The 25,517-nt window shown below is 52.6% G+C and carries 15 protein-coding genes and 1 tRNA gene; 8 read left to right on the top strand and 8 right to left on the bottom strand.

Annotated elements, in window-relative coordinates:
* The first annotated feature begins 232 nt into the window (after positions 1 to 232).
* Positions 233 to 1,207, top strand: coding sequence for a glycosyltransferase family 2 protein (locus SH527x_RS15745; RefSeq protein WP_437191637.1), 975 nt, complete (start codon positions 233 to 235; stop codon positions 1,205 to 1,207).
* 102 nt (positions 1,208 to 1,309) lie between these two features.
* A complete protein-coding gene (locus SH527x_RS15740) occupies positions 1,310 to 2,125 on the top strand; it encodes a glycosyltransferase family 25 protein (protein WP_437191636.1) in 816 nt (271 codons plus the stop codon).
* Between the two features lie 41 nt (positions 2,126 to 2,166).
* Here SH527x_RS15740 and SH527x_RS15735 read toward each other — a convergent pair whose 3' ends face one another.
* Together SH527x_RS15735 and SH527x_RS15730 are read right to left on the bottom strand one after the other, a co-directional pair.
* The gene (locus SH527x_RS15735; protein WP_437191635.1) at positions 2,167 to 3,354 is read right to left on the bottom strand and encodes an outer membrane protein assembly factor BamB family protein; all 1,188 of its coding nucleotides are present in this window, start codon (positions 3,352 to 3,354) and stop codon (positions 2,167 to 2,169) included.
* Positions 3,321 to 4,502, bottom strand: a complete 1,182-nt coding sequence (locus SH527x_RS15730) for an iron-containing alcohol dehydrogenase (RefSeq protein ID WP_437191634.1) — start codon at positions 4,500 to 4,502, stop codon at positions 3,321 to 3,323. The genes SH527x_RS15735 and SH527x_RS15730 overlap by 34 nt, the downstream gene beginning before the upstream one ends.
* Positions 4,503 to 4,936: 434 nt before the next feature.
* Between SH527x_RS15730 and SH527x_RS15725 the strand changes: the two genes are divergently transcribed.
* The 3 genes from SH527x_RS15725 (at position 4,937) to SH527x_RS15715 (ending at position 10,004) form a co-directional block, all read left to right on the top strand.
* Positions 4,937 to 6,901, top strand: coding sequence for an Hsp70 family protein (locus tag SH527x_RS15725; protein WP_437191633.1), 1,965 nt, complete (start codon positions 4,937 to 4,939; stop codon positions 6,899 to 6,901).
* A 538-nt stretch (positions 6,902 to 7,439) separates the two neighbouring features.
* Positions 7,440 to 8,993 (top strand): hypothetical protein, encoded by a 1,554-nt coding sequence (locus tag SH527x_RS15720; RefSeq protein ID WP_437191632.1) that lies wholly within the window; start codon positions 7,440 to 7,442, stop codon positions 8,991 to 8,993.
* Between the two features lie 216 nt (positions 8,994 to 9,209).
* Positions 9,210 to 10,004: a dienelactone hydrolase family protein gene (locus tag SH527x_RS15715; RefSeq protein ID WP_437191631.1), complete on the top strand. Its 795-nt coding sequence runs from the start codon at positions 9,210 to 9,212 to the stop codon at positions 10,002 to 10,004.
* A 108-nt stretch (positions 10,005 to 10,112) separates the two neighbouring features.
* On the opposite strand, the gene SH527x_RS15710 is transcribed toward SH527x_RS15715, so the two are convergent.
* From SH527x_RS15710 to SH527x_RS15690, 5 genes are all read right to left on the bottom strand, one after another.
* On the bottom strand, positions 10,113 to 13,346 hold the full coding sequence (locus SH527x_RS15710; RefSeq protein WP_437191630.1) for a UvrD-helicase domain-containing protein: 3,234 nt from the start codon (positions 13,344 to 13,346) through the stop codon (positions 10,113 to 10,115).
* Complete coding sequence (locus SH527x_RS15705) at positions 13,343 to 16,093, bottom strand: PD-(D/E)XK nuclease family protein (RefSeq protein WP_437191629.1); 2,751 nt, start codon at positions 16,091 to 16,093, stop codon at positions 13,343 to 13,345. Before SH527x_RS15705 ends, SH527x_RS15710 begins: the two co-directional genes overlap by 4 nt.
* Positions 16,094 to 16,349: 256 nt before the next feature.
* Complete coding sequence (locus SH527x_RS15700) at positions 16,350 to 18,068, bottom strand: B12-binding domain-containing radical SAM protein (RefSeq protein WP_437191628.1); 1,719 nt, start codon at positions 18,066 to 18,068, stop codon at positions 16,350 to 16,352.
* Positions 18,069 to 18,892: 824 nt separating this feature from the next.
* Positions 18,893 to 19,861, bottom strand: coding sequence for a lipase family alpha/beta hydrolase (locus SH527x_RS15695; protein WP_437191627.1), 969 nt, complete (start codon positions 19,859 to 19,861; stop codon positions 18,893 to 18,895).
* Positions 19,862 to 20,154: 293 nt separating this feature from the next.
* Entirely contained in the window at positions 20,155 to 21,345 is a 1,191-nt protein-coding gene (locus tag SH527x_RS15690) for a magnesium transporter (protein WP_437191626.1), read from the bottom strand.
* Between the two features lie 614 nt (positions 21,346 to 21,959).
* Here SH527x_RS15690 and SH527x_RS15685 point away from each other — a divergent pair.
* Positions 21,960 to 22,032 (top strand) — tRNA-Ala (locus tag SH527x_RS15685).
* Between the two features lie 239 nt (positions 22,033 to 22,271).
* Here SH527x_RS15685 and SH527x_RS15680 read toward each other — a convergent pair.
* Complete coding sequence (locus SH527x_RS15680) at positions 22,272 to 23,177, bottom strand: glycerophosphodiester phosphodiesterase (RefSeq protein WP_437191625.1); 906 nt, start codon at positions 23,175 to 23,177, stop codon at positions 22,272 to 22,274.
* A gap of 604 nt (positions 23,178 to 23,781) precedes the next feature.
* Here SH527x_RS15680 and SH527x_RS15675 point away from each other — a divergent pair.
* Complete coding sequence (locus SH527x_RS15675; protein ID WP_437191624.1) at positions 23,782 to 24,888, top strand: DUF1559 domain-containing protein; 1,107 nt, start codon at positions 23,782 to 23,784, stop codon at positions 24,886 to 24,888.
* A 130-nt stretch (positions 24,889 to 25,018) separates the two neighbouring features.
* Positions 25,019 to 25,408: a hypothetical protein gene (locus SH527x_RS15670; protein WP_437191623.1), complete on the top strand. Its 390-nt coding sequence runs from the start codon at positions 25,019 to 25,021 to the stop codon at positions 25,406 to 25,408.
* The last annotated feature ends 109 nt before the right edge of the window (positions 25,409 to 25,517 follow it).

Raw genomic sequence — 25,517 nt, 5'->3', positions numbered from 1 at the left:
GCATCAATATCAACAATTGGATCAAGCTGAAAGCGTTCCCTTGCGTCGTGTCAAAAATCTCTTCCCACACGACTCGTCAGATTCAACACAATTTGACATATTTAAGCCCCGTGCCTCAACACAGACGCGATTTCGCTTATCTGAAATCTGCGGCGAAGCACCGACACTACCTGATTGAAAAACTTGATTGAAAATGTGCCTGGGGTGCATTCACACCAGTCCTCAAAACACTGTGATACACTTGCATACTCCAACACTCACCAATGCCGGGCAAGTTGCATCAGCTTTGATCCCAAGCGCGTCGACTTCTGCAGTCCCGATCGATCTTTGCAAACAGGTCACTGCAATTCTGGTGACTTACCGCAGTGGGGACACGATCGACTCGGCGGTCGAGTCGCTTCGACAAGTTCACGGGGTCCAACGCATCATCATCGTTGACAATTCCTGTGATCCCGAAGTGTTCGAATCACTCAAAGCCCGCCTTCCCGTCGAAGTCATCTCGAACGATTCCAATGGGGGCTTTGGAGCAGGAAACAATATTGGGCTGAACCTGGTTGAGACCCCGTTTGCACTGGTCCTGAACTCTGATGCAATCATCGAACCAGACGGAATTGCGACACTCGTACAGAAGTTGCTCGATCAACCCCGAGTGGCGATCATCGGCCCGTGGCCCCGAGACGATTTTGGGGTTCGAAAGACCATGCGAGCCGGATCCTTACTGCACCCGCGAAAAATCAAATTCAAGCCAGAGACAACATTTTCGACGCAATTCGTCCTCGGTGCCGCGATGTTGATGAGAATGAGTCAACTGCGAGAGATCGGATTCTTCGACCCTGAAATCTTCCTCTATCACGAAGATACTGATCTCAGCGAGCGCGTGATTCGCCACGGTTACGAACTACAAGTCACAACCGATGTGATCATGGATCATCATGGCGGTCGATCATCGATTCCATCGATCGCGATCGAAATGATGAAGAATCAACATATGGGCTGGTCGGCCCTTTATATTCATCAGAAGTACAGTGATAACCCTCAAAAAGCCGATCTCAATCAACGACTCATCAAAAAGTGTCGTCTTGCCATCTGGTGTGCCTGGTTGTCCAGAAAGCAGGCAAAGCAATTCGCGCTGAAGCACCAACTCATTGGAATGGAATTATTCGCAAACGGCCAAAAGCCTGCAACAGATCCATCGCTGTTCATTTAATGAGATTCAGGTCGTCAACATTCGCAGCACAGCAAGTCTCGCACCTGTCGCTTCGTAACAAAGACTGACACATTCAGTTAAAAAACACCCCAAGGTCTTGCCATGTCAGTCGCGATTCCCAAAGTTCAGTTGATCAACCTTGATCGAGACCACGAACGTCTCCGCTGGATGGAAAAGCAGTTCGAAAAAGTCGGCGTTTCTTTCACTCGCTTTTCTGCCATCACTCCGAAAACGATCCCGCCGGAAATTGCCGCGAGATTCACTTCGAACCCAAAACCAAATCTCAAGCCAAACGAACGGGCAGTGCTTGCCAGCCACATCTGCCTTCTGACCCAGATTGCAGAACATGGGGGAGATGGGTGGTACATCATTTGTGAAGACGATCTGGAAATCGACCCATCGTTCCCTGATCTCTTTCAATGCGATCGATGGGCCAGTGAGTTCGATATTCTGCGATTAAACGGCATTCCCAAGGCCCCTACGTTTGAAGTTGGCCGATTCAAAAACTGGAAACTGATCCGTTATTTAAGAGTGCCAAACGGAACCGGAGCGTATGCCATCACTCGCGTTGGAGCACAGAAGTTGCTGGCCAGCGCCTGGGATCTCGACATGCCCGTCGACACGTATATGAGGCATGCGTTCCTACACAAACTCAACTCCGGTGGCATCCTTCCGCCTGTTGTCACGCAAGACGTACTGGCAAGCAGTACAACAGACCCAGAGGGCTTGCGAGTCGGATCCCCAAGACCGAAGTATGCCGCGCGGGGCTATTCGTACTGGCATCGAATGACGTACAGCCTGCAACTCACCAGAGAACTGGGAGTGATGCAATCACTGAAGTATCTGCGCTATCTTCTGGAAATGAAGATTCGTCGAGTCCTCACTGATCCTCAGGGAGGTTACTCGATTAACTCCTGACGAGAGGGCGACTGCGTGGGCAGATGCGAGGCTGAACCGGTCTATCCGAAGCAAAGAATCTGGCCGTTGGTGGACTCGGTGCCAATCACCAGGCGTCCATCAGCAACAGCGGGCGAGGCGGTAACCGCATTCTTGACGAACTCTTTGAAGACGGGAGCCCCATCAGCAAGCGTCACTCCGTACACCTGTTTATCAGATGCCCCGAAGTAAACGTTCTTCCCGACGATCACCGGTGATGAATCGATCTTCGCTCGACAAGTCACGCTCCAGACAAGCTTCCCAGTCTTGCGTTCCAGACAGTCGACTCTCTTGCCGCGACTTCCGATGACCAGCAGATCTTCTGTCACCGCTGGAGACGAATGAATCTGCTGCTCACGCCCTGGAACCGCATACTCCCAGACTACTTTCTTTGACTGCCAGTCGAGCGCCGTGACGGTTCCGTTGTCTGTCCCAAAATACAGGATGTCGTCTCGCACAGCGGCAGCAGCAATCAACAGAGAATTCAAAGGAATCTCAGCGGCCTGCTTCCCCAGTTCGAGGTCAACGACCCGAAGAATCGGCTTATCACATCCGGTCGTAAACGTGTACTTCCCGGCAATACATGGTGTCGCATTCACGGGGCCATTGGTCTCAACCGCCCAGACCCGTTCTCCTATGTCCGCGTTCAAGGAATACAAGAACCCGTCATGTGATCCGAAAATCACATTCCCATTGTGAACCTGCGCACCGCCGACGATCTCACCATCGGTTTCAATCTGCCAGCGCCGCTTCCCAGTCGCACGATCAACTGCGTGAAAGAATCCCTGATCATCCCCGAGATAGACAGAGTTCTGATCAATAGCCACAGCAGCATTAAAGCCCGGTGCAAAACTGTTTGCCGCCACGACCTCTGCAGATCGGTACTTCCAGACTTCTTTTCCGTCTGAAAGTTGCAAACAAAGCAGGTCCCCACCCAACGTCCCGATATAGACGTGCCCATCCGCAATCGCAGCTGTGGAGGAAGTTCCTTCCGCGATCTTGACTGACCACTTCAGCGACAGCTTGTCAGGTAACGACGACTTCGCAATTCCCCAGTTTTCCGGCCCGTTTCGGAAGGACTCCCACGTCGAATTCTGATTCGCTTCCGCAGCAGGAAGCGATCGAGGGAAGAGTCCCGAGGCACAGGTCAGCCCTGCAATCCCCATTGCAGACTGAGTTAGAAATTGACGTCGGTTCCATTGAATGCGCATTTGTAAATCTCCAGCAACAGCTGTGCATCAACAGGACGAGGATTGAATGTCCCCGTCCATTGCATTGCCGCTTCCTGTGCCATCTGCGGCAACATTTTCGGGTTAACGCCACACTCTTGGAGTGTCGTTGGTTGCCCGGCCGCGTCCCGAATCAATGACCGAAGCGCCGCGACCAGGGTGGGAATTGCTGACTCATCGGCAACAGCACTTAAGCCGACCTGTTGAGCCAGCTCTGCGTAAATTCTCCCTGCCTCTTTTTGTCGAGCGTTGAACTGAATGACGTACGGCAGCAACACACCAATCGCGACACCGTGTGCAGTTTCGTAGTGAGCCGAGACAGGATTGGCGAGCGCGTGAGTCGCCCCTAGCATTGAGTTCTCAATGGCCGCCCCTGCAAAATGGGCTCCCAGCTGCATCGCTCCTCTGGCCGAGACATTGCCCGGTTCGCTCAACACCGTTCCAAGTGAATCGAAAATCAGTTTCCACGCCTGCTGACTGAACATGGAGGAAATCGAGTTTCTCTTCGTCGTCACAGCCGTTTCCAAAGCATGACTGATTGCATCGACACCGGTCGCTGCAGTCACACCCCGGGGCATCGTCACCGTGAGTTCCGGATCAAGAATCGCTGCCCAGGCGAGCGCCTTCTTGTCTCCACAGGCCATCTTCATATGCGTCTCGGCATCCGAGATCACTGCATAAGATTGTGCTTCGCTTCCGGTCCCGGATGTTGTGGGAATCGCAATCATCGGAAGCATTGGCTTCGTTGCGAGCCCGGTCCCTTTGTAGTCCTGCATCCGACCGCCATTGGTCAGGATGAAGTTGATCCCTTTCGCGCAGTCCATACTGCTTCCGCCCCCGAGCCCGACAATCAGGTCGATCCCGAGTGGCCTGGCAAACTCGGTCCCACGTTCAATGTCCAGAGTCGTGGGGTTGGGATGGACGTCATCAAAAACGGACACTTGAACGCCTGCGGACTGCAGTGACTCTACCGCCCGATCTTCATGGCCGGCCGCCTTCAACCCGGAATCCGTCACAAGAAGCGTGCGACGGCAGCCGAACTCTTTGGCAAGTTCTCCGAGTCGACCGAGGGTTCCCGATCCATAAAGAACACGAGTTCGTGGGGAAAAATCGAAGGGCGTAGTCAACATGGCAGGCGGCAATCGGTAGGCAAACGGAGAACTTGTCCAAATGGACTGTTTTCCGTGGTGGATGAAAACGTCCGCAACTCGTTTCCTTCTTATGTTATCCGGCAATCCGGATTTCAGGAACTACGAATCAAATTTCCTCGAAAGGATGTCGACAAAGCTCGCAAGATTTCCCTGATTCCCATTCAAACCCTGCAAAATCCACTTAACGGGCCTCTTCCAACTGAGACATATTTTCCATTCTTTGACAGGGATGTACCATTAAATGAACCGATCCTTGCATGGTTCCCGAGATCATTAACCTGTCAAACGTGAGCTGTTCATTCCTTTTCTAAATTTTTCAGCAGCGTTTCATCAAAAGTATCGCTCCTTATTCTGGCACTTCGATTTCAAAAAAGCGGCTCCACACCAGTGTCGCATGAGTTCATGAGGGCACCATGACATTCAAAGCCAAGTCCCAGAAGAATATCCCTGTCGGAATCGATCTCGGAACAACGTACTCGAGCATCGCATACCTGAACGCTCAGGGACAACCCGTCACTCTGCCAAACGAAGAAGGAGAAATGTCGACCCCCTCTGTCGTTTTCTTTGATGGAACCGATGTCATTGTCGGAACAGAGGCTGTCAGGCATTCAGTGATCTCGCCTGACCGCGTTGTCCAGTTTGCCAAGCGATTCATGGGCGACCGGCACAAATGCTGGGTCATGAACGGCAACATCTATCGGCCAAAAGACATCTCGGCACTGATCATCAGGAAGCTGCTGTCTGCAGCAGAATCGAAGATCGGTCAGGTCAAACAGGCGGTCATCACCGTTCCAGCCGAGTTCAGTGAACTGCAACGACTCGACACTGTTGAAGCTGGAAAACAGGCAGGCCTTGAACGAGTTCAGATCATTAACGAGCCGGTCGCCGCAGCGATCTGCTATGTCCTTGGCGAAGGAATCTGGTTCGCGGAAATTGCCAACGATCAAACGGTACTCGTGTTCGATCTGGGAGGCGGGACATTCGACCTGTCTCTCGTCCAGTACAATCGCAACCACGTCAACGTGATCGCCTCTGGAGGAGACCTCAAACTCGGTGGGCTTGATTGGAATCAGGCCCTGTCGAACCACATCTGCACACTCTTTTCCCGAGAATCCTCCAGCGATCCCCGTACTGACCGAGAGAGTCTGCAAGCTCTGTCACTGGAGATCGAACAGGCAAAACGCAGCCTGAGCGTGCGGCCGCGATCATCCATTCTCGTGCAACATTCAGGGCGACGCTGTTCTTACAACATTGCGAGAGAAGAGTTTGAACAACTCACCGCTCCGCTGCTTAAACGCACTGAAGAAATCACACAGGAGATGCTAAAGCAGCATAAGAAAGGCTGGGCTCACGTCGACACCGTGCTGATCACAGGCGGTGCGTCTCGCATGCCTTCGATTCGCAATATGTTGAAGCGTATCAGTGGGACAACCCCGAACCAGACCCTTTCTCCTGACCAGTCCATCAGTCACGGAGCGGCATACTATGCAGGCATTCTGCTGAGCGAACGCAAGTCCGAACCTTCAACACTGAACAAAGAATCCGCCGAACGACTGGGGAAGTTTCGACAGCAGAGTGTCACTGGCCGCGGACTTGGAATTCTGGTGCGCGACCTCGAAACGCAAACACTCCAGCCGCACATTCTAATCCCCAAGAACACTCCCCTCCCGTGTGCCTATCGCCAGCGATTCGGAACGGTGATCGAGAACCAGCCTCGTGTTGAACTGCATATTATCGAAAGCAGCACATCCTCCGAGACGTCGCATGTCGAGATCGGAACGTGTGTCATTGATCAGCTTCCAAATCAGCTGCCAATTGGTTCCCCGATCGAGGTCACGATTCGTTACGACGAGCAGGCGCGCGTGTTCGTGGATGCAATCGAGGTTGCGAGTGGAACGCGTGCTCAGACAACAATCGTTCGTGGACCAGTGTCCGAATCCAAGACACCACAATCCCCGCCATCTCAATCCTCGGTGGCACCACCTTCCGCCTCCGGAACTTTTCCGCCAGCAGCGACATCACCTGCCTCCAAAGAACATGCCCTCGCATCGTCATCCAGCGTGACACCAATTGCCCCCATCCCCGTGATTCAGAGGTCGAGCGCCCCTCCTGTGACGATGATCCTGCCGGTGATTCCATCCAATAGGAACAACGGAGCGATTCCCCCTTCACCCCCTCCTGAAAAGGACGAGATACGACTCCGCGAACCGTCGGTCGTTCCTTCGAAACCAGTTCCGTCCACGACAAAGGAGTCGCTTGAGGATGCTGACACCCCAATCCTTCTTTGCAACAAGTGTGGTACCGAACTCTCACCCAAAGGGGCCTGCCCTGCCTGTGGATGGACCATGATCAAACGGCAGATTACCTTTCCCAAATGACCCAATTCCGCTTCTGCCTAACCCACCATCACATCCACCTTTATCAATATGTTCACTGCAACCATCTGCCGTGAGACACTTTCACCTTCCTTTCCGCCGCAGAACGCATTAACCATATCATATTAAACGAGAACGACTTACAGCGAACCGACCGAATTCGTTTGCTTTGCGATTAAAGGGTCAAAACGATTCTGTCGATCCTGAAGTCGACATCAGATATCGCGGTTCAGATTTCGATTTCTTCGAGATTGAACAACCGATTCGGTTTTCAGCCATCCAAAATAGACGATATGATTCATGTGTTAAGTTTCCGACGCGTCGTCGTTCGAATTGGATCCCTTGCGACCAATTCACTGGATGCCCGACGATCAATTTCCGCGGAAATGATTCCCGGGCTTTGATTGTGACCTCTCGCCCTGAGATTTCACTCGACTGGAAAACCTTCCGATAACTTCCCCGCCTCCCGTTAGTGCCTGACTTTCTTCCTCCCTCCTGAAATTCCTGTCACGGCACTGATAGAGCAAAAAGGATAAATGTGATGAAGGACGCTTCACGCGAACAATCGCGAGGAAGACGCCGCACTCTATTCCTTTCCCTCCTCGGAATTGGAACAATTGCCATTCTGGCCATGATGCCAGTCAGCAGTTACGGCATTCCAGGCGCTCTCCCCAGTATTCCCTCCGATGGCTTTTCCGTCGTCGAAGAAGGGATGATGCAGCTCGTAGTGGAAGAGCGAGGAGAAGTCCGCAGCACCTCGAATAAGCTGATCAAAAGCAACTGTGAATACAGCTGCAATCTGATCTGGATCGCTGACGAGGGAAGCTATGCGAACGAAGGCGACATCGTCGCTGAACTCGATTCTTCTCTGCTGCAGAACATGGCCAAAGAACGCGAAGTCATGCTGGTCAAAGCCCAGTCCGTTCTGCAGACAATGGAATCGAACCTGAAAGTTCAGGAACTCGTTAACGAGAGTCGTCTCGCTGCTGCTCAGCTTCGGGTTGCGATCACAAAGCTGGAACTTGCCGGATACAATCTCGTTCAGTCCAACCAGGAACAACACGCGATTGAAGAACGCATGTCGCTGGCAGAATCTAATCTGTCACATGCAAAGAAACAGCTCGAATACACCGCACGCATGGTCGAGCTTGGGTACAAAGACATCACAGATCGCGAAGTTGATCGTCTCTCTCTGATGCGCAAGCAACAGGCTTTCGACAATGAAGCTCGCAAACTGCACTTACTGACACGTTACTCACGCGACCGTAAGTTGACCGAGCTGACAGCTCATCACGATGAAGCCGTTCGCGCGCTGGAACGAGAAAAGCTCAAGCTGAAGACATCGATCCTCAACGGAACGATCCGTGTGAAAGCATGGCAGCGTGCAGTCAACAGCCATCAGTATTCCCTGAATCAGCTGCGCAAGAACATTGCCGCCTGCACCATCTATGCAAACCAATCTGGACAGGTGATCTACAGCCGAACAGGGTCACGTCGAAATGACGTGATTCAGATCGGAAGTCTGATTCGCTACCGCCAGTCACTACTTGAACTTCCAGACCGTTCACAGTTGCAGGTCTTCTTGCGTCTGCACGAATCACGAATTCGAAATGTCGAAGTGGGACAAACCGCTTCCATTCACATTGAAGCTTTCGGCGGAATCAGCACCAAAGGACGCGTCGTTCGCAAAGCCACGATCCCACAGCGAGGACTGGCTCCACACGAAGACCTTCGCGATTACGAGATCATCGTCAGTGTGGATGCGACTCCAGATATCATTGCCATGCTCGCGCCGGGTATGACAGCATCAGCGAAGATTCTGATCGCAGAACACTTCGATACACGGATCGTTCCGCTCGAAACAGTAGTCTGCGTTGATAACCGCATGGTTGTCTTCGTGAAGAATGGAAAAGACGTCGAAGCCCGCGACGTCATGACTGGCCTGACAACAGAAACGAAGATCGAAATTCTGAACGGTCTGAAGCCTGGTGACGAAGTTGTCTCCCGCCCTCGTGAGGCGTGCCGAACGATCATCGAATCAATGCGAGGAAACATCACCGTCGCGTCAGCAGATTCACAACAAGTCTGGCGATAACAATCGCACTGCCAGCAGGCGACCACCTGCATTGAACAAGAGCACGAGCCAGCCTGATTTTAGGCTGGCTCGTTTCGCATTGATGGCTCCCCTTTCTGATCGCAATCACTCTGGAATCTGCTCTAATACTGCAACTCCTTTTGAATGCCTGACAACGCACCTGAAGGAGGATCTCCCTGAAGACCTTCCCGACGCTTCTCAAGTGAGGATGCTCCTATGCGAAAATCCACTTCTCTCGCCACGGCCCTGCTTTTGACGTCCGCCTGCCTGTTGACCGTCACTATGTCGTCGAATGCCGTTGCTAATGATGTGGCTGAACTGTTTGCCGTTAAACAGTTCACCGGTGCGAATAGTGAAGTGTTGAATTATCGCGAATTGACTCCCCCCAAGATCACTCCTGACACACTCTATCCTCTGGTGGTCTTCCTCCACGGCGCTGGCGAGCGTGGGGACGACAACACAGCACAACTGGTCCACGTCGCGAAGGAACTCGCCACTCCAGAGATGCGGGAACGCCATCCGGCCTTCGTGTTTGCTCCCCAATGTCCCAAGATGCAGCGCTGGGTTGAGACAGACTGGACCTTGAACGAACACTCAATGCCAGAAGTCGCTTCCACTTCAATGGGATTACTGATCTCGCTGATTGAAGAGTCCGTTAAAAAGCTGCCAATCGATCCGAAGCGGATTTACATCGTGGGGCTGTCGATGGGCGGCTACGGCACATGGGACCTGATGCAACGTCGCCCTGACCTCGTTGCCGCCGGGATTCCAATTTGCGGCGGTGGAGATGCAACAAGAGGCGAAGTCCTGAAGAACATTCCGATTTGGGCATTCCACGGGGATCAGGACCAAGCTGTCAAAGTTGAACGCAGTCGCGCGATGATCAAAGCCATTAAAGAGGCGAAGGGTCACCCGATCTACACTGAATACCCCGGCGTAGGTCACAATTCCTGGACGATGACTGCTCAGAATCGGCTCGTCTGGGATTGGCTGTTTGCCCAACACAAGTAAATCGAGACTTTTACTGTAGCAACACTGTCAATTGAACGACATTTGAACGGTTTCACATTCAGCAGAATGTGAAACCGTTTTTCGTTGCCTGCCGTAAGTCCTCTGTCGTCACCCTTGCGGGACGTCTACGACGACACCGGCAAACAGAAATGCGAGGCGGACACTCACTTGCTCTTCTGGAATTCGCAGGAGATGTGACACCGCAGTCCGATACGCTGTCATCTGGGGATAATACGACTCGCACCGTTCACTCAGTGCTTCTTCACCAGTGGAGACATCATCTGTCTTGAAGTCGATAACATCGGCCGCCACCGGTTCGCCATTGCGTTCAAAGACAACGAGCCTGTCGATAAACCCGTTCAGCAACTCTTCCGGAGCAGAACGGACCGTAAACGGACATTCATTCCGGACGTGAATTCCCACCAGATTCTGTTCGAGTTCTCTGCGTAGCTCCGGACGACACGGAGACAGCTTCTCGGAAATATACGACTGCCGGCCCAACAGATTCTGGCACCATTCACTCTGGAGCATCCTGGAGAAACTCTGCAGCCACTGCTCGACGGTATCATCCGAAACACCGGATTGGTGCCCAAGTCTTCGCAACAGCGAAACGGATGGCCCCCCGTCATCAATCCATTGAATTTCTTGTATCCAACGATGAAACAAAGTCCCTTTAGTCAGTGCGGTCGAGAGGCCGCTACTCAGAACACGCTTCAGACTGAGCTGAGTCGTTGTCTTACTGCCTGACGGTGACTGACGTTTCCAATGCCGACGACTCGATTGACCGGCGAACTCAATGACACGTCGCGATTGTTCGGTCTCCGGAGTCTTCACCGGCTCTGAACTCTTCACAGGTTCAGGGAGATCCTGATACCAGTCCGGATTGCCATGTTCCCACAGAATCGTTTGTGGTGTGACAGGAACATCCGGTGCAAAGGCTGCACGAACCAAACCTGCAAACGTCTTCGGGAGCTTCTTTGAAATCTTGGGATTGATCAAAATGTGCAGGCTTCGAACAGGTCTCGTCAGTGCAACATACAACAGGCACAACGCTTCCTGAAAAAGCCTTTCCTGTGTGTCTCGTCGCGCAACTTCGAGTTCCCCTCCCAGGTTCTCAAAGTGCGACTGACTTCGATACAGGGCGACGAGATCCGGTGGTGCACCGGGACCGGGACGATGCGAGACGTACTTCGGAGGAAGATAAAGAGGAACATCCAGCTCCGGCAGAATGACGATATCAAACTCCAGCCCTTTCGACTGGTGAACTGTCATCACTCGTACCGCCGCACTGGTCGGTTCTTCACGCCGTTGCTGGTTCACAAAATCGACAAATCGACTTGGTCGCAAATCCGCGAACAACCCGTCATACCGATCCGCGAGATCCGTCAATTGCACCAGTCGCTGGTATTCACGTCGATTGCAATACGGGGCCAGCAATGGCAACAGTTCATGAACCAGCCCCCCATAACCGCGATCCACCAGCCGTCGTCTCAATGCTTCGGAGAACTGAATGCGTGAGGCCGAATCACCAGAGTTCGTCCACTTCAGGATCGTTCCCAATGGAGACTGCGCGACATGAAAGGCTGCAGCGGTATGACCAGGATGATCAGCCAGTGTGAACAATGACAGCAGCAATTGCACGACGGCAGAGTCCGTGAGCGGGTTGCCCCCTTCTTCACTCGCTTCAATTCCGAGTTGATTCAATTCGAAAATCATGCGCCCCACGGATTGATTCCGTCGAGTCAGAATTCCAATCGACGCACCTGGAGCTTCAATTCGGCGATCTCGAACATAGGCCGCAACTTCTGCCCAGAACTCCGGTGGTTCTTCAGCGTCTTCGTCTGCCGGAGTTGCATCTGCATTGCGTTCAGACAGAGTGCGAAGACAGACATAACCGCTCAGACTCTCTCTGGCCGTTCGATGTTCCGGGAATCGCTTGCCCCACTCATGCAGCGTCTCCGCATGATCTTCCAAGTTGTCGTGATGCGCCAGACTCTGCATTGCCACATTGACCGCATGCATAATCGCTGGCGATGACCGGTAACTTAGATTGAGCTCAACCTGCGAATCCGCGCCCCCTGGCAATTCATCTGCAATCAGGTCAAACAGGGCTGCTTCGCCTCCACGCCAACCGTAGATCGCCTGTTTTGTATCCCCCACGCAAAAGAAAGAACTCCCGGCCGCCTGACATGCCTCCTCGGCAAAACTGCGAATCACATTCCATTGCTCTGGAGAGGTGTCTTGAAACTCGTCCAGCAGCAAATGGTCGATCGATGCGTCCAAACGGAACGAGGAGTCCACGAGTCGCGAGCGAGCTTGTGCCTGCGCCAGACGCCGTGTGACATCACCAAACTCCAGCCCGCCCGCTGCGTGCTTCAATCGCTCAAAGACAGTGTGAAAGTCTCCCAGCAATCTCCGTGCTGCGAGCGTCTGACTCCTCCACGGGGCGGCGACACTCGCCAGAACATGCCGATAGAGTTCTTCATAGGGCTGCTTCAATCCGGCAGGGATTTCAACACGGCTGTATTTCATCTCACCGGAGATGATCTTCGGCATTAACCCGCGTTTCAGCAGCGATTCCCAGTCTTCATTGAAGATGGCAGCAACGTCTCCCGCTCTCGCCTTTGTTAGAGAAACTTTGTCGAGAGGCGTCTCTTCAATCTGAACCCGCAGCATCTCTCGGGTTTCGGGAGCAAGAAACGGATAGTCAGGAATGCGTTCCCAGCTTTCCTCCGGTGCTGCGAGAAAAACATAATACAGGTTGGAAATCGTCTCTGTAATCAGGCGTGAGATACTGCGAGACGACTTCCCCTTATCAAGCAGGTGCATTAACTGCACGAGATCATGCGGAGTTCCGGTGCTCAGCATTTCATCGATGGCAGATGTCCGAATCTGATCGATTTCCAGCGGATCAAGGACTCGCCAGCCCGGTGGAAGTCCCAGTTCCAGCGCATAGCTTCCTGCGAGCTGAGAGAAGAACGAATCGAGTGTACTGATTCGAATGCGGTGCAGGTTTCGAGTCAGACCTCCCAGCAGTTTCAGACATTCCTCGCGAGTCAGCAGCGGCGGGCCGACCGAGTCCGCAAGCATCTTGAGTTCTTTAGGGTCCAACACCGCTTTGGCCAGTCTGGTGAGAATTCGTTCCAGAATCTCTCCTGCCGCCTTCTTTGTGAACGTCGATGCCAGAATCTTCTCAGGAGAAGAATTGCGCAGAATCGCGATGTACCGGGAGGAGAGTTGAAACGTCTTCCCGGTCCCTGCTGATGCGCGAATCAGCAGACGCTGCGAGACGGCTCCCGGCGTGTTCTCTGAGTTGGCTTCCGTGGATTTGCTGCGACTCATAGTACCGCCTCCCGTCCAAAGACTCCTTCCTGACAGATTGCATCGTATTCGGTCAAAGACCCGGACGGTTCAGGAAGGACTTTCCAGAAGCGTTCTTCGAGGATGTTCCCAATGACATCACGAGCCACTTCATCCGCTTCCGCAAGTTCTTCTGCTGACCAATCGCCAAATAATGCCTGCACGTAATTCGTATCTCGCGGCAAAACGATGTATCCCAGCCGGACATCACCGACCGCACCGAAGTCTGCCGCAAGGTGACGATAAAGAGGCAACTGCAGGTCACACCATTCCCCCTGAGATCGATGCGTCTTATCAGGTGCGTTTCCGGCGTCACCGGTTTTGTAATCGAACAACGCCCAGCGTCCCGTATCAGGGTGATAGTCAACTCGGTCAATGCGACCGCGCAACGTCACTTGTTTGCCATTTGCAATTGTGCCTGGAGCTTCGATCTCGACGTCACGTTCCACTGAATAGATCACCCAGCCTTCTCGGCGCCATTCCGACTGCCAATCCGCAAATGCCATCAGTCGTCGCCGGGCCTGTTCCATCTGAATCAGCACGGCCGCCAATGGACTGGGACCATAGTTCTCCTCGATCGATTCCTTCAGCTTCTGTTGCAGGTACGCCCCGATCTCCACCGCCGAAGTCGTGTCTCTGCAATCACTGATCCCGAACGAGTTCAACACATCATGCACGAGAACTCCAAACGCCGCGCCATCCAGTTCCGTGACCGCATCAGACGAGACATTCAAACGAAGGACATGGCGCAAGTAATAGCGATAAGGAGATGCCAGATAGTCACGGAGTTCAGTGACACGAAAGATCTTCGGAACACTCTCACGCTGGGACGGTCGAGGTATCTTGAATTGCGACACAGTTCCATGCGACCGCCCACGACTCCCCTGCCGCCCACGATGGGCATAGAATCGCAAGACCCGTTCCGGAATGTTCTCATCTTCGGTCGCAAATGCTAATCGACTCGGAGTGAGTGGCTCATTCATCGCATCCCGGCGGGAAACGATCAGACGCAGCACCTTTCTGGAATGGATCATGCAAACGACGTTATACAAATCGCGAGCATAACGACGCGTATTGTCTTCCAGCCCCAGGTGTGCCCTGAGCCGATTCGGGAGAAACAGATCGTGATTCACCGATTCAGGCACATAGCCTTCATTGAACGTGGTCACGATCGTCACAGGGGAATCATCCAGCGGAAGATCAAGCCACCCGCTGAGTTGAATCGCCGCTTCATGCTGCGTGCGATACAACTCGCCACCCATCATCGACATCGTCAAGCGAACAACATCGACGACAGACATCTCCAGATCCAGCACTGATGGCAATGTGACATGGGAATCGAATGCTTCCTGCAGCATTAAAAGAACGTCACGCAGTCGTGATTCATCCGGATCGCGTGGGTCGATCGACCGATCACCATAGATCGACAACAGAAACTCACGCACCGGTTCAGCTGATGCAGAGAGTTTGACCTTCGAGGACGCCAGTGGGACCAGTAATGATTGAACAGTACGATAAAGATGCCGTGCGACGTTGACCGTGCGGTCGTCTGCAGTGTCCGGAAACCACTCGACTCGTGGAGTCAGATAGCTGCAAACAAATTGATCCCAATGGGACAGCCAGTCTGGTGAGAGATTCTGACGATTCAGCCACTGCGACATATCCGGATGCCGAATCAATTCCGAAAACGACTCGGTACGATGATCCTCCAGAAAATTCACTGCCGCTTCGAGCAGGCGATAAGGGGCCGTTGAAGGAACGGGGCGATCCACCGGCCAATGCGTCGGAACACCTTCCGCAAGCAGTGACCGCTGCACCAGTGGAACCAATCGGGAGTCAGGTACGCCAATGGTGATCTCTTCCATTGAATACTGACCATTAAGGCCGGTCAGTGTTTCGACGATCGCATCCACCTGAGCAGAGGCGTCGTCGGCCATCACCAACTGCTCCGGCGCAAGATCAATCTTCAGATCACTCCAGTATTCGGAGATGAGGCATCCATAGGCGTCAAACCGATCGGCCCAACTTTCCGGGGCATCAATATAAGCGGTCACTCGATCGGCAACCTGATCCAGCATCGCCCGCAAGGTTCGATTCAGGTCGACCGTTCCAATCGTGACGATGTCCAGTTCGGTCCGACACTCTCGTTGACGAATTGCCACAAGCCTCGCCGTCTGCTGGTCCCAGAATTGCAGCTCATCCAGCAACTTCCAGTATCGCTGCTGCACCTGAGACATCGCATCCCAACGAGCGGCTTCGTCGAACCCGTCGAGCAAGACCCCTTCCCTCGCAACATCTGCAAACTCAAGCCGATCTGCTGCCAACTCAAGATGTTGACGCCGCATCAAATCTCCCAGCCGCAGCCACGCCTGAAAATCATCCTCAGCAGGCGGTTGCCTGGCGATGTGAGAAAGCGTTGCTTCGGGAACGGTTCGCAGCGCTTGTGACCAGACGAGCTTTTGCACCAGGTCAGATGCGAATGGGCGCTGAGGTGGATACAGCTCTTCTGGCAAACGCCCCTGCGTCAGAATTCGGGGAGGAACAAGATTCCCACCCGCTGCTTCTGTCAGTAACTCCAGTAAGCGTCGCCCGGCTCGTCGTCCCGGAACGACGGCAATGAGATGCGAGAGATCACATACCCGAGCACTCCGACTGCGTTGTACGAGTAGATCGGCTGCCTGTTGTAAGGCAGGACGCGACCACCCGAGGAAGACTCGTTGCCCAGCCATGTGCCACTTCTTCCGTTCAAAACGCAAGTCGATTCAGCACCCGGACAACGAAGCAATCTTCCCTGACAGGAAGGATTTCTAATGGCTTAATGCTGACGTTCACCGGGAAACAATAAAGTGAACGTCAGTATACATGCCGACACCATCGCGTCAATCAGCGACACACGATTGCTGACACTTCTGGCCGAAGCGAATCCTGCTCATGCGAGCCGTTCTACGCTATTGGATTCGCGCGGAGATTTCTGTCGCTGCACGACTACGCTTCCGTGGCTGCACAACTGCGATCACCAGAGAGAACGTCCAGATGACCACCGAACTTCATGCGAGTTGTTGCAGGAAGCTCCTGAGTGCTTCGAGGATAGTGCTTCTGCTCCTGAGCAAACTGGATATTGATCTGCATATCACGCTGCACTCGACCGGTTTGATGCCCGAGATGCATGTAAGCAGCCATTTGCGTCTGGCAGAATTCGAACCTGGCGAATCCCAATAGGGCAGCACGAAAACTGTTTAACCAATAATGTTTTCGAGTCTGTGGATTCTTTGTCATCCACCAGGCAATGCGTCCCAAAGCAACGATCATCTTCTTCCACTCTCCGGGAGAAGGAACCTGCTTGCGAACCGGCTTGACCATCCGAGTCGTTCTCATGACTCGCTCCATATAGACAGCTGGATCATAAACAGTGCAGACGACGCGGCGGAAATCGTCGTACACTTCTGATCGGTCGCGTGTCGTGACGTAGTTCAGCCCACCTGCCGTGTTATCGTGACTCTGCTTGTTCTCAAGTCGATAGACCGTTTCATCTGGCGATACCAGTTGGTGATCACTCCCAATCATGCGTCCTTCTTTTAACAGACGCCGAGTCAACTGTGTGTTCGGGAGAGCCACAAGCAAGCCCACCATGGCCATCATGATTCCTGATTCTTCAATGCAGGCAATCATGCTGTCAGCAACACCTTCTTTCTCTCCATCAAACCCCAGAATGAATCCGGCTGTAATTGCGATGCCATATTCGTAAACATGCTGCACCCGATCCACGATCGGCTTCATCGAGTTCACACGCTTCTGCGTCACGGCGAGCAACGCCGGATCAGGTGTTTCGATGCCCATGAAGACAACACGAAAATCGACTCGACGCATCAGATCCAGCAGATTGTCATCATCTGCCAGATTCATCGAAGCTTCAGTGCTGAAATAGAACGGATAATTTCTTCTCTTGCTCCAGTTCTCCATCTCGACAAGCAGTTGCTTCACAAACTTTTTGTTGCCGATAAAGTTATCGTCAGAGATATCAATCCAGCCGCGATATCCCAGGTCGGCAATCCGATCCAATTCTGCGAGAACCTGTGGAATCGACTTGCTGCGAGGGATTCGCCCATAGAGTTCGATGATATCACAGAACTCGCAATTGAACGGGCACCCGCGAGAGATCTGAATCCCCACCTGCAGATAGTTTTTGAATTCAATGAGATCGAACCGCGGAGTCGGCGATATGGTGACATTCGGGCGTTCTTCTCTTTCGAACGCTCCACATGGTTCGCCGTTCTTCCACGACTCCAGCCACAGCGGAATTGTCTCTTCACCTTCGCCCAGCACGCGCACGTCTGCAGCCAAATAAACTTCCGGCTGGCTTGTCGGATCAGGTCCACCGACCGCAATGTACTTCCCGGTTTCAATCGCCTTATCGATTAATTCCAGAATGCCTGACTGCTGAGGAATCATTCCCCCTGTGCAAACGACATCAGCCCAGTCCCAGTCCGATTCATCCAATGGCCCGACGTTCAAATCGACCAGTTTGAATTCCCAGTGCTGCGGCAGCAGTGCAGCAACTGTCATCAGCCCTAATGGGGGAGCGATCGCCTTCGCTCCGGTCGTGGCAATACTGTCACTGAAGTTCCAGAAATTCGCAGTCTGAAACCGCGGTTGAATCAGCAAACATCGCAACGCCTCATCTGGATGTCTCGTCGTTGATGGCATCTTGTTCTTTACCAGTCTGGAGGCGTAGGATAACTCAGGTACAAACGGCAAATCGATCGGAGTGAGCATCTCCGCCGAGCCCGTTGCGAATGTCTCATGTCACTCTGATCTCGAGATCGATCTCAAGACCGAGCGAGTTCCTCTTTCAGCATCCTGCCAGATCCGATCCCACAATTGCTGTTCTTCCACGATCCTATTTCCATACAAAGCGCTTGTTCGCGACGAGAAAAATTCCCGGGCAAATAAGACACATTCAGAATCATCTCAAACGAATGCGCCCATCCGAAAGAATCGCATCGAGGCGAGCTTCAAGCCCACCTCACCCATTCCAAGCGCGACCGCAACCAAAGAGACATCATGCTCATCACACTCCGGACGAGCAGATACCCCGGAGGTAACACCAAGCGTGACCCGAAGTTTTAGAGCACATTGTCTTCTCGCGAGGCAGAACTGCGGCTGTGAATCCAGTTAACAGCCTCACCCCGAGCACAACGGGAGCGACACGATCGATCAAAATGCTCCTGACGGTCGAACCGACATTCCGCAGAGATGCCTTCCATCGGCAACACCGAATTACAAAGCAACCTCAGGCGAAGTGGAAATTCTTCTCTCTGATCGTACAGGAACGACTCCAGTCGCCCAATACGAAGTTTTCAGCAAATTCAGGTTTCCAGAGACATTGCAGATCACGTCTTGACAAATTGCAGTCGGCCCACTGAAACCAAACTCAATCCCAGGAAAAATCAGAAATCTGCGATTGATCAAAGACGACGCTGACGAATCCAGTACCTGAAATCTGCCGTGAAGATGCGAAAGAGAATGAGCTATTGAGAATCAGGCGGGATCGGTTTCACTTCCACGGGCGGTTTCTCTTCTGACTGAACCGGAGCCGATTCGCTCAACGGAATGGGTTGGCGGTCTTCACCTTCGCGTAAGGAACCTGTTTCCAGAAACCGAATCGAAGACTCAATCACTTCCAGATTCCACATCATCGTGGAGTGTAAAACACGGATCGCTACGAAATCAGCGGCTCCCGGAAGTCGTGTCGAGTCGACCGAAACCGTTCCATCATCGTCACCTGGGATTAACATGTTCCAGCCATCCTCAGTCCCACGGCATCCAGCAATAATCGCGAATTCGAAGTCAGGAGTGGGAAGGCCGGCAATGAAGCTCCCCCCCTCGCGAACAAGCTGCTGACCAGCAGGCCCGAGCGTCCATTGAAACGCCCAGTACTCTCGAAGCTTTGTCGCCATGTCCGCACCAAGATTCGGCACCCCCAGCATCACCATGCGATGCAGACGAGGGTCGCGTTTCTCTCCTTCCATTTGCAGGTAAGTACGAACCAGCAATCCCCCCATACTGTGGACAACAAGGTCAATCTGCTCAATGCCGTCGAGAGATTCCAGCACGCGTTTGAAATAAGTAGCACACTCCTGAAGAGAAACTCGCGTACTGGGATAGTCAAATCCCACGACGATTGCACCGGAGTCCTCAAGTCGCTTCTTCATCACCGAGAACGATTTTGAAGACCGGATGATCCCGTGAATCAGGATCACAGCCCGACCTGTCATTCGTGGAAGAAGATTTTTGTCTTTCTCTTTCTCAAGCTGTTCGCGGCATTCTTCTTCTGTACCTGAAGCCAATCGAAAATCGTCTGGGCTGATCAGGCGATAACGTTCCGTTCCAACATAATGCTGAATTCGGTATCCGCGAAAGAAAACGACATCGCCCCAGAACTGACGCCCTCCCAAGGTTGGAGCAGAGAGGTTCCACTTAGGAAGATTTTCAAACATGCCATCCTCTTCCTCATCTGCACTTTGCTGAAGACCATCTCTCTGTGCAAAGACCAGTGCGCGATCACTTAAGCAGAGAATCAGCGCAGCTGTTACTCCACAATACATAACTCTGGTTAACGAATTGAGTCGCCACCGGAACATGCCGTCACTCCCTGCACTGTCCTGATTTTCCTTCAGAACACACGAATTGGCTCTTCCGACTCTCTTCCGCAGTGTGCCGCACATTCTCGGCGAAGACAATCCCGACATTTTGCTGGCTAAAAAACAGTCAGCTCAGAATATTCACAGGGTCACGTCAGCAACCATCGCCCGAGGCTGAAGTAGAAGATCAGCGTGACCACGTCACTGATCGCCAGCGCCATTGGGCCTGACGCCAGCTGCGGATCACGACTGAAGAAACGCAGCACAAACGGCATACTCAACCCGATCAAGGCAGAGAAAACCACTCCACCAAAGATTCCCAGGAAGAGACTCAAGGCGACAACCAGACTCCCCTTCCAGGCGATCGCAATCACCCCCACAGCCGCCCCACATGCGAGTCCGAGCATCATACTCACGAGCAACTCTTTCCGAGCTTCTCGAAAGAAAACACTCCATTTCGATGTCTGACTGTGCAGGACCTGAATGGCAATACTCACCGCCTGAATACTGGCACTCTCAGCGAGGGCCGTCACCAGCGCAATGAACGGGGCCACGACAACCAAAGTCGAAATGTCGTCGTAATAATCCGCGATGACCGCAGCGAGCATCCCCCCGACAATATTACAGACCAGCCAGGGGAATCGACTGAGAAACGCATGTCCGGCATTTCCTTTTGCCGCGTCCTCCAGATGAATCCCAACCAGCTGAAACAGATCTTCCCCATCCTGTCGACGATCAAATTCAAGGATCTCATCGGTGTAAAGATTCACATCAACGACGCCGCACACCTTCCCTGCGTCATCAACGACAGGAAATGCCAGTAGCCGATGCAACGTGAAGAACTCGCACGCTTCAAACACGGTCGCAGTTGATGGAATTGCAATGATTCGTGTCGACAGAACCGACGCGAGTGGCGTCTCCAACGGGCTGAGAAGCAGTTTCCGCGTTCCAACAACTCCCTTCAGGCATCCATCATTATCAACAACATAGAAATAAATGGCCCGTCCGACATTCGACGTTGCTCGAACGGTTGCTAACGCCTCGCCAACCGTTTGCTCCAACTTCAGCAACGGAGAAGCGGTCTGCATATGGCTTGTGACTGGGTCGTTGAGAATGGCTTTCACATTTCCAACACGCCCAGTCGATGCCCCAGTGAAAAGCGGAGACTCAACCTGAGGTGCATCCCCTTTTGGCTCAGTCACGACCTCCGCCACAACTTCGGCGACGACATCTGATGCGACACCGGTACCGTGAGCGTCCTGATTCGAAACCTGTTGAGCGTCATTCGATCCCAAATCGGATGCCGAGCAGCTCTTCTTTTCCTCCTGGGGTGCCTTCATCGACGCGCTTTCAATCAAAACTTACAGATCTCAGTCCGACACACAAAAACCGCACACCCCATCACATCAACCAACACAATTCGATCTCAGGCTTTCATCTGTCCGTGCAGCAACCAGAACGACAGACAAAATGCTGAACTCGGCGTTCCGGAAACACAGGCATCCATCCAAAATGCGATGTAACGCGATGCCGAAATGCTGTCCGAAGTCGGAAAAATGACGCCTGAGAGCATGCTCCGCCCTGATCCGATGGTGCAACCCAGCAAGCATAACCTCACGAGCATCAATGATTTAATCAGATTTCAGAACGCGAAGAATGCGACAATGGTTCAAAGTCATTTCAAGAAATATCGCCCCCATCAAAATTGATCTCTGTGAGATCCCTTTCAGGGGCGGCGACATTGTCGTAAAGATCGTGTGATCGAAATTTGTACAAAATCTGGAGACCGTAAATCTTGACATCCGACAAATTGATCACTAACTTTTCCGCTCCGTTTCAACAAGCTTCAAACGCATTTGGAACGGAAAACATTTCGGCTCAATTTTCGAACATCGAAATGCCGAAATGATTCTTGCCAGTCAGCAATGACCTTGCGATTGGCAATCCAGCACATGGGGGATTAGCTCAGCTGGGAGAGCGCTTGCATGGCATGCAAGAGGTCAGCGGTTCGAGCCCGCTATCCTCCACTCAAAGGCCTTAAACCGTCATGGTTTAAGGCCTTTTTTCTTGCACCACACAGCCCATCATCTCCCCTGCCCCAATTGACGTCTTGCATGCCATGCAAGCGCTCTACAAATGATTTTCTGGGCACCTGATACGAATCAGGTTTCCGCAGGCAGACGCAAGGCACCTCCATCAGCGAGATTTTAAGGCCTTGTCCTCACCGGCTCAGAAATCGTCGGCGAGGAGGGACTGAGCGATTCCCTTATTTCCCGCTTGTCTTCGTTTCGATGTAAGCTTGAAGCGCGCTTGGCATCCCGGTGACGAAAGCGTCGGCTCCGGAGTTCCAGAACTTGTCTGCAACCTCTGTTGAATGGCCGTACCAGAGAGAGACCCAGCAGCCATCCGCCTTCAGTTCCTTAATGTACTCTGGAGTCGTGGATGGACTCCAGGAAGGAATATTGAACCCGAAGAGACCCAACTCTTTCTTGAGTTCCTGCATCTGCACTTTCACTTCATCGAAATTGGCACACTTCCTTCCACCATTGAACTGGAAGCTCCCATCGGGACGTTTCGTGTAACTGATGTGGAGCACTCGACGAATGTCCGGATGCGAAGTCATCGCCCCTTTAAGGGCATTTTCAGTGAATGTGGCAATGATGATCTTGCTTGTCGGGATGCCGTGAGCTTCAAAGATCTTGAACGCAGCGTCCATCATTTCCGGCGTGTACGCCTTGAAATCGACGTAGAACAGATCGCAGCCCTTCACGATTGAAAGAGCTTGATCCAGAGTGACAATTCGCTCTCCTTCGTATTTGCCGACCTTCAGAAACGGAACATCTTTCATCTCCTCATAGGTCGTCTTGGCGATAGGCAGATCGCGCCCTGTCGTGCGTTTCAGATTCGTGTCGTGCGAGACTACGACGACTTTATCCGGCGTGAACTGAATATCGAGTTTGACCGCCTTCACTTTGTTGTCTCGAACACGCTCGAAGGCTGGTCGCGTCCCTTCTGGTGCATCGACTACTCCGGTTCGCACTCCATCCGCTGGTTCCGACGGAAGAGTCATGTACTCACCGCGATGAGCGATGTAATAGAGATCTGCGGCCTGAAGGGGTGTGGTCGCGAAGAGAAGAACAGCAGTGATAAACAATCTCATCGGGATGCTCATCTGACTTATTCAGGGGTGACCAGGGAGAAACCATCTCTGAAACGCGCACATGGATCAGTCAGCAACACCAGAAGTGAACCTGACTACAAACGCTTTTACTCGATTACCTCCTTCACTGCGAGTTCGAGGCTCCAATTGCGGTACTCAGCAGTAATTGACCCTGCTTCTCCATGATCCAACTCAGGTTCTCTACGTTCTTCCAACTCCCACATGTCGCGGCTTGAGTTGAGTCAATTCCGCATCCAATCAGAGAACCAGCATCGTTTGTTACTGCACTGCGAACGTTGCGTGAAGGTTCTGTGAATACCGAGCCCGGAGTTCAGATTTCCGTGTATTGCAGGGCCGCTCACGGAAAGAGTTCTGTGCGACTTATTCTAAAATCATCCAAAAGATGTTTCGCAATGTTGCAGCGAGTGGACTTAAAATAATTTTCGCGTATTAGCATCGCTTATCGGTCATCCTTCCGATTTATCATCGGAAGTTGCTGCAAATCAATGAGCTGACGCGTTTCGCGATCAAATCTGTTCTGAACTGTTTTGTCAGGTCGTCAGCCACGCTGCCAAGGCTTCCATTAACACAAAGAACAATCAGACTGGAGGACGATATGCTTATCAATAAGCGTCGTTTGCATTCTGGATTTACGTTGATCGAGCTGCTGGTTGTCATCGCCATCATCGCGATACTGATTTCACTTCTCCTGCCAGCCGTGCAGCAGGCCCGTGAGGCGGCCAGACGCTCTCAATGCAAGAACAACTTCAAGCAATTAGGCCTGGCGTTACACAACTACCACGACACGTTCGGGTGCTTTCCTTACGCACGAGGGGGAACGGGGCATCCGGACGGAGGAACGAGTCAGGCTACAGACAATAACGTGAATCGGGCCAGCGGATTCATCGGGTTACTTCCTTACTTCGATCAGGGAGCACTCTACAACCAGATCAGCAGTCCTCTGACAATTGGAGGCGTCGCCTATCCAGCCTTCGGGCCTCGTCCAGGAACTGGAAATGAAGCATACACCCCATTTATGCAGGACCTTAGCGCACTGTCCTGCCCGTCTTCTCAGCTGATCATCGTCAACAAGCTGGGCGGTCAGACCAACTACGGATTCAGTTGGGGTGACAATAATCGCCAGATCACCGGATCGGAAACAGTGAGCGCTCGTGTTTCCGTACGAAACAACCGTCGCGGAATGTTCGGATTCCAAGCCATTCGCAGGTTTCGAGACATCAGCGATGGAACCAGCAATACGATTGCTATGGGTGAAATGGCGACCAGTAACGATCCAAGCGATATCCTTGGAGGAATCGCCAGCTCTCGCGGTGCTGCCCCAGGCTATGACAACAGCATCACCTGTTTTCTTGAAGCGAATCGAGCAACAGGAAAGTTAAGTACGGGAACAAACCGAAACTGGCGAGGAAATGGCTGGGCAAATGGTGTCGCCGTTTACACCGGCATCAACACTGTCCTTCCGCCGAACTCACCTGCATGCATGCAAAGTTCGAATGACCACTCAAACGGACAGGTCCCCGCCAGCAGCTGGCATACCGGTGGTGTTCATGTGCTGATGGGAGATGGAGCGGTTCGCTTCATTAGTGAAAATATCCATTCAGGCAATCTGTCGTCGAAAGATGTGACCACCGGGACAAGCCCCTTCGGAACCTGGGGTGCTCTCGGATCGATTGGCGGAAGTGAAGTTGCTGGAGAGTTCTAATCTCGATGAGGCGAGCGATCGAACGGGACTGTTGAAACACGGTTGATTCCATGCAAATTAGCTCACTGTCAACATGAGGTAAGTCGTGCGTTTCATAAATCTTTCGCGAGCTCAATGTTTCTTCTCTTTGATGCTAATAGTTCTCTGTGCAGGATGTGGAAAAGAACGCATCCCCGGTCGGCCAGAGCTATTTCCAGTCAAGGGCGTTGTGACATTTGCAGGCACCCCGGTGTCGGGAGCGAAGATCGTTTTCTCCCCTTCTACTCACGACTTCGCCGCAACTGCGAAGACAGATGAATCCGGAAAGTTCCAACTCCAATCATTCGAACCGAACGATGGAGCGGCGGAGGGGGATTATCGTATTCTCGTTTACAAGGTCGACGTGCATGAACTCCCAGGAGGAGGGGTGCGAGAAGAACATCACCTTCCGGCGCGCTATCGTGATCCAGCAAAGAGTGGCCTGATTGCAAGCGTCTCTTCTTCCCAAGAAAACGTCGTACAAATTGACCTGCGTAAGTAACCTACCGGCCGAACACGATTTCCTGTCCAATACCTTCGATCCCTCATTCGAACTGAACAGCTCAATTTGATCTGCTCTCTGATTCGATTTCAGCAGTGACCACCCTGGC

Origin of the sequence: Planctomicrobium limosum (genome assembly GCF_051465645.1) — a bacterium.
Taxonomy (GTDB): Bacteria; Planctomycetota; Planctomycetia; order Planctomycetales; family Planctomycetaceae; genus Planctomicrobium.
The sequence above is the reverse complement of the archived record's forward strand: the minus strand, read 5'-3'. Positions and strand labels throughout refer to the sequence as shown.

Excerpts from the sequence above, each read along its gene's own strand:
- SH527x_RS15720 (WP_437191632.1), top strand. The coding sequence starts at position 7,440 with ATGAAGGACGCTTCACGCGAACAATCGCGAGGAAGACGCCGCACTCTA.
- SH527x_RS15740 (WP_437191636.1), top strand. The coding sequence starts at position 1,310 with ATGTCAGTCGCGATTCCCAAAGTTCAGTTGATCAACCTTGATCGAGAC.
- SH527x_RS15725 (WP_437191633.1), top strand. The coding sequence starts at position 4,937 with ATGACATTCAAAGCCAAGTCCCAGAAGAATATCCCTGTCGGAATCGAT.
- SH527x_RS15715 (WP_437191631.1), top strand. The coding sequence starts at position 9,210 with ATGCGAAAATCCACTTCTCTCGCCACGGCCCTGCTTTTGACGTCCGCC.
- SH527x_RS15675 (WP_437191624.1), top strand. The coding sequence starts at position 23,782 with ATGCTTATCAATAAGCGTCGTTTGCATTCTGGATTTACGTTGATCGAG.
- SH527x_RS15735 (WP_437191635.1), bottom strand. The coding sequence starts at position 3,354 with ATGCGCATTCAATGGAACCGACGTCAATTTCTAACTCAGTCTGCAATG.
- SH527x_RS15690 (WP_437191626.1), bottom strand. The coding sequence starts at position 21,345 with ATGAAGGCACCCCAGGAGGAAAAGAAGAGCTGCTCGGCATCCGATTTG.
- SH527x_RS15695 (WP_437191627.1), bottom strand. The coding sequence starts at position 19,861 with ATGTTTGAAAATCTTCCTAAGTGGAACCTCTCTGCTCCAACCTTGGGA.
- SH527x_RS15680 (WP_437191625.1), bottom strand. The coding sequence starts at position 23,177 with ATGAGCATCCCGATGAGATTGTTTATCACTGCTGTTCTTCTCTTCGCG.
- SH527x_RS15730 (WP_437191634.1), bottom strand. The coding sequence starts at position 4,502 with ATGTTGACTACGCCCTTCGATTTTTCCCCACGAACTCGTGTTCTTTAT.
- SH527x_RS15670 (WP_437191623.1), top strand. The coding sequence starts at position 25,019 with ATGCTAATAGTTCTCTGTGCAGGATGTGGAAAAGAACGCATCCCCGGT.
- SH527x_RS15700 (WP_437191628.1), bottom strand. The coding sequence starts at position 18,068 with ATGCCATCAACGACGAGACATCCAGATGAGGCGTTGCGATGTTTGCTG.
- SH527x_RS15705 (WP_437191629.1), bottom strand. The coding sequence starts at position 16,093 with ATGGCTGGGCAACGAGTCTTCCTCGGGTGGTCGCGTCCTGCCTTACAA.
- SH527x_RS15710 (WP_437191630.1), bottom strand. The coding sequence starts at position 13,346 with ATGAGTCGCAGCAAATCCACGGAAGCCAACTCAGAGAACACGCCGGGA.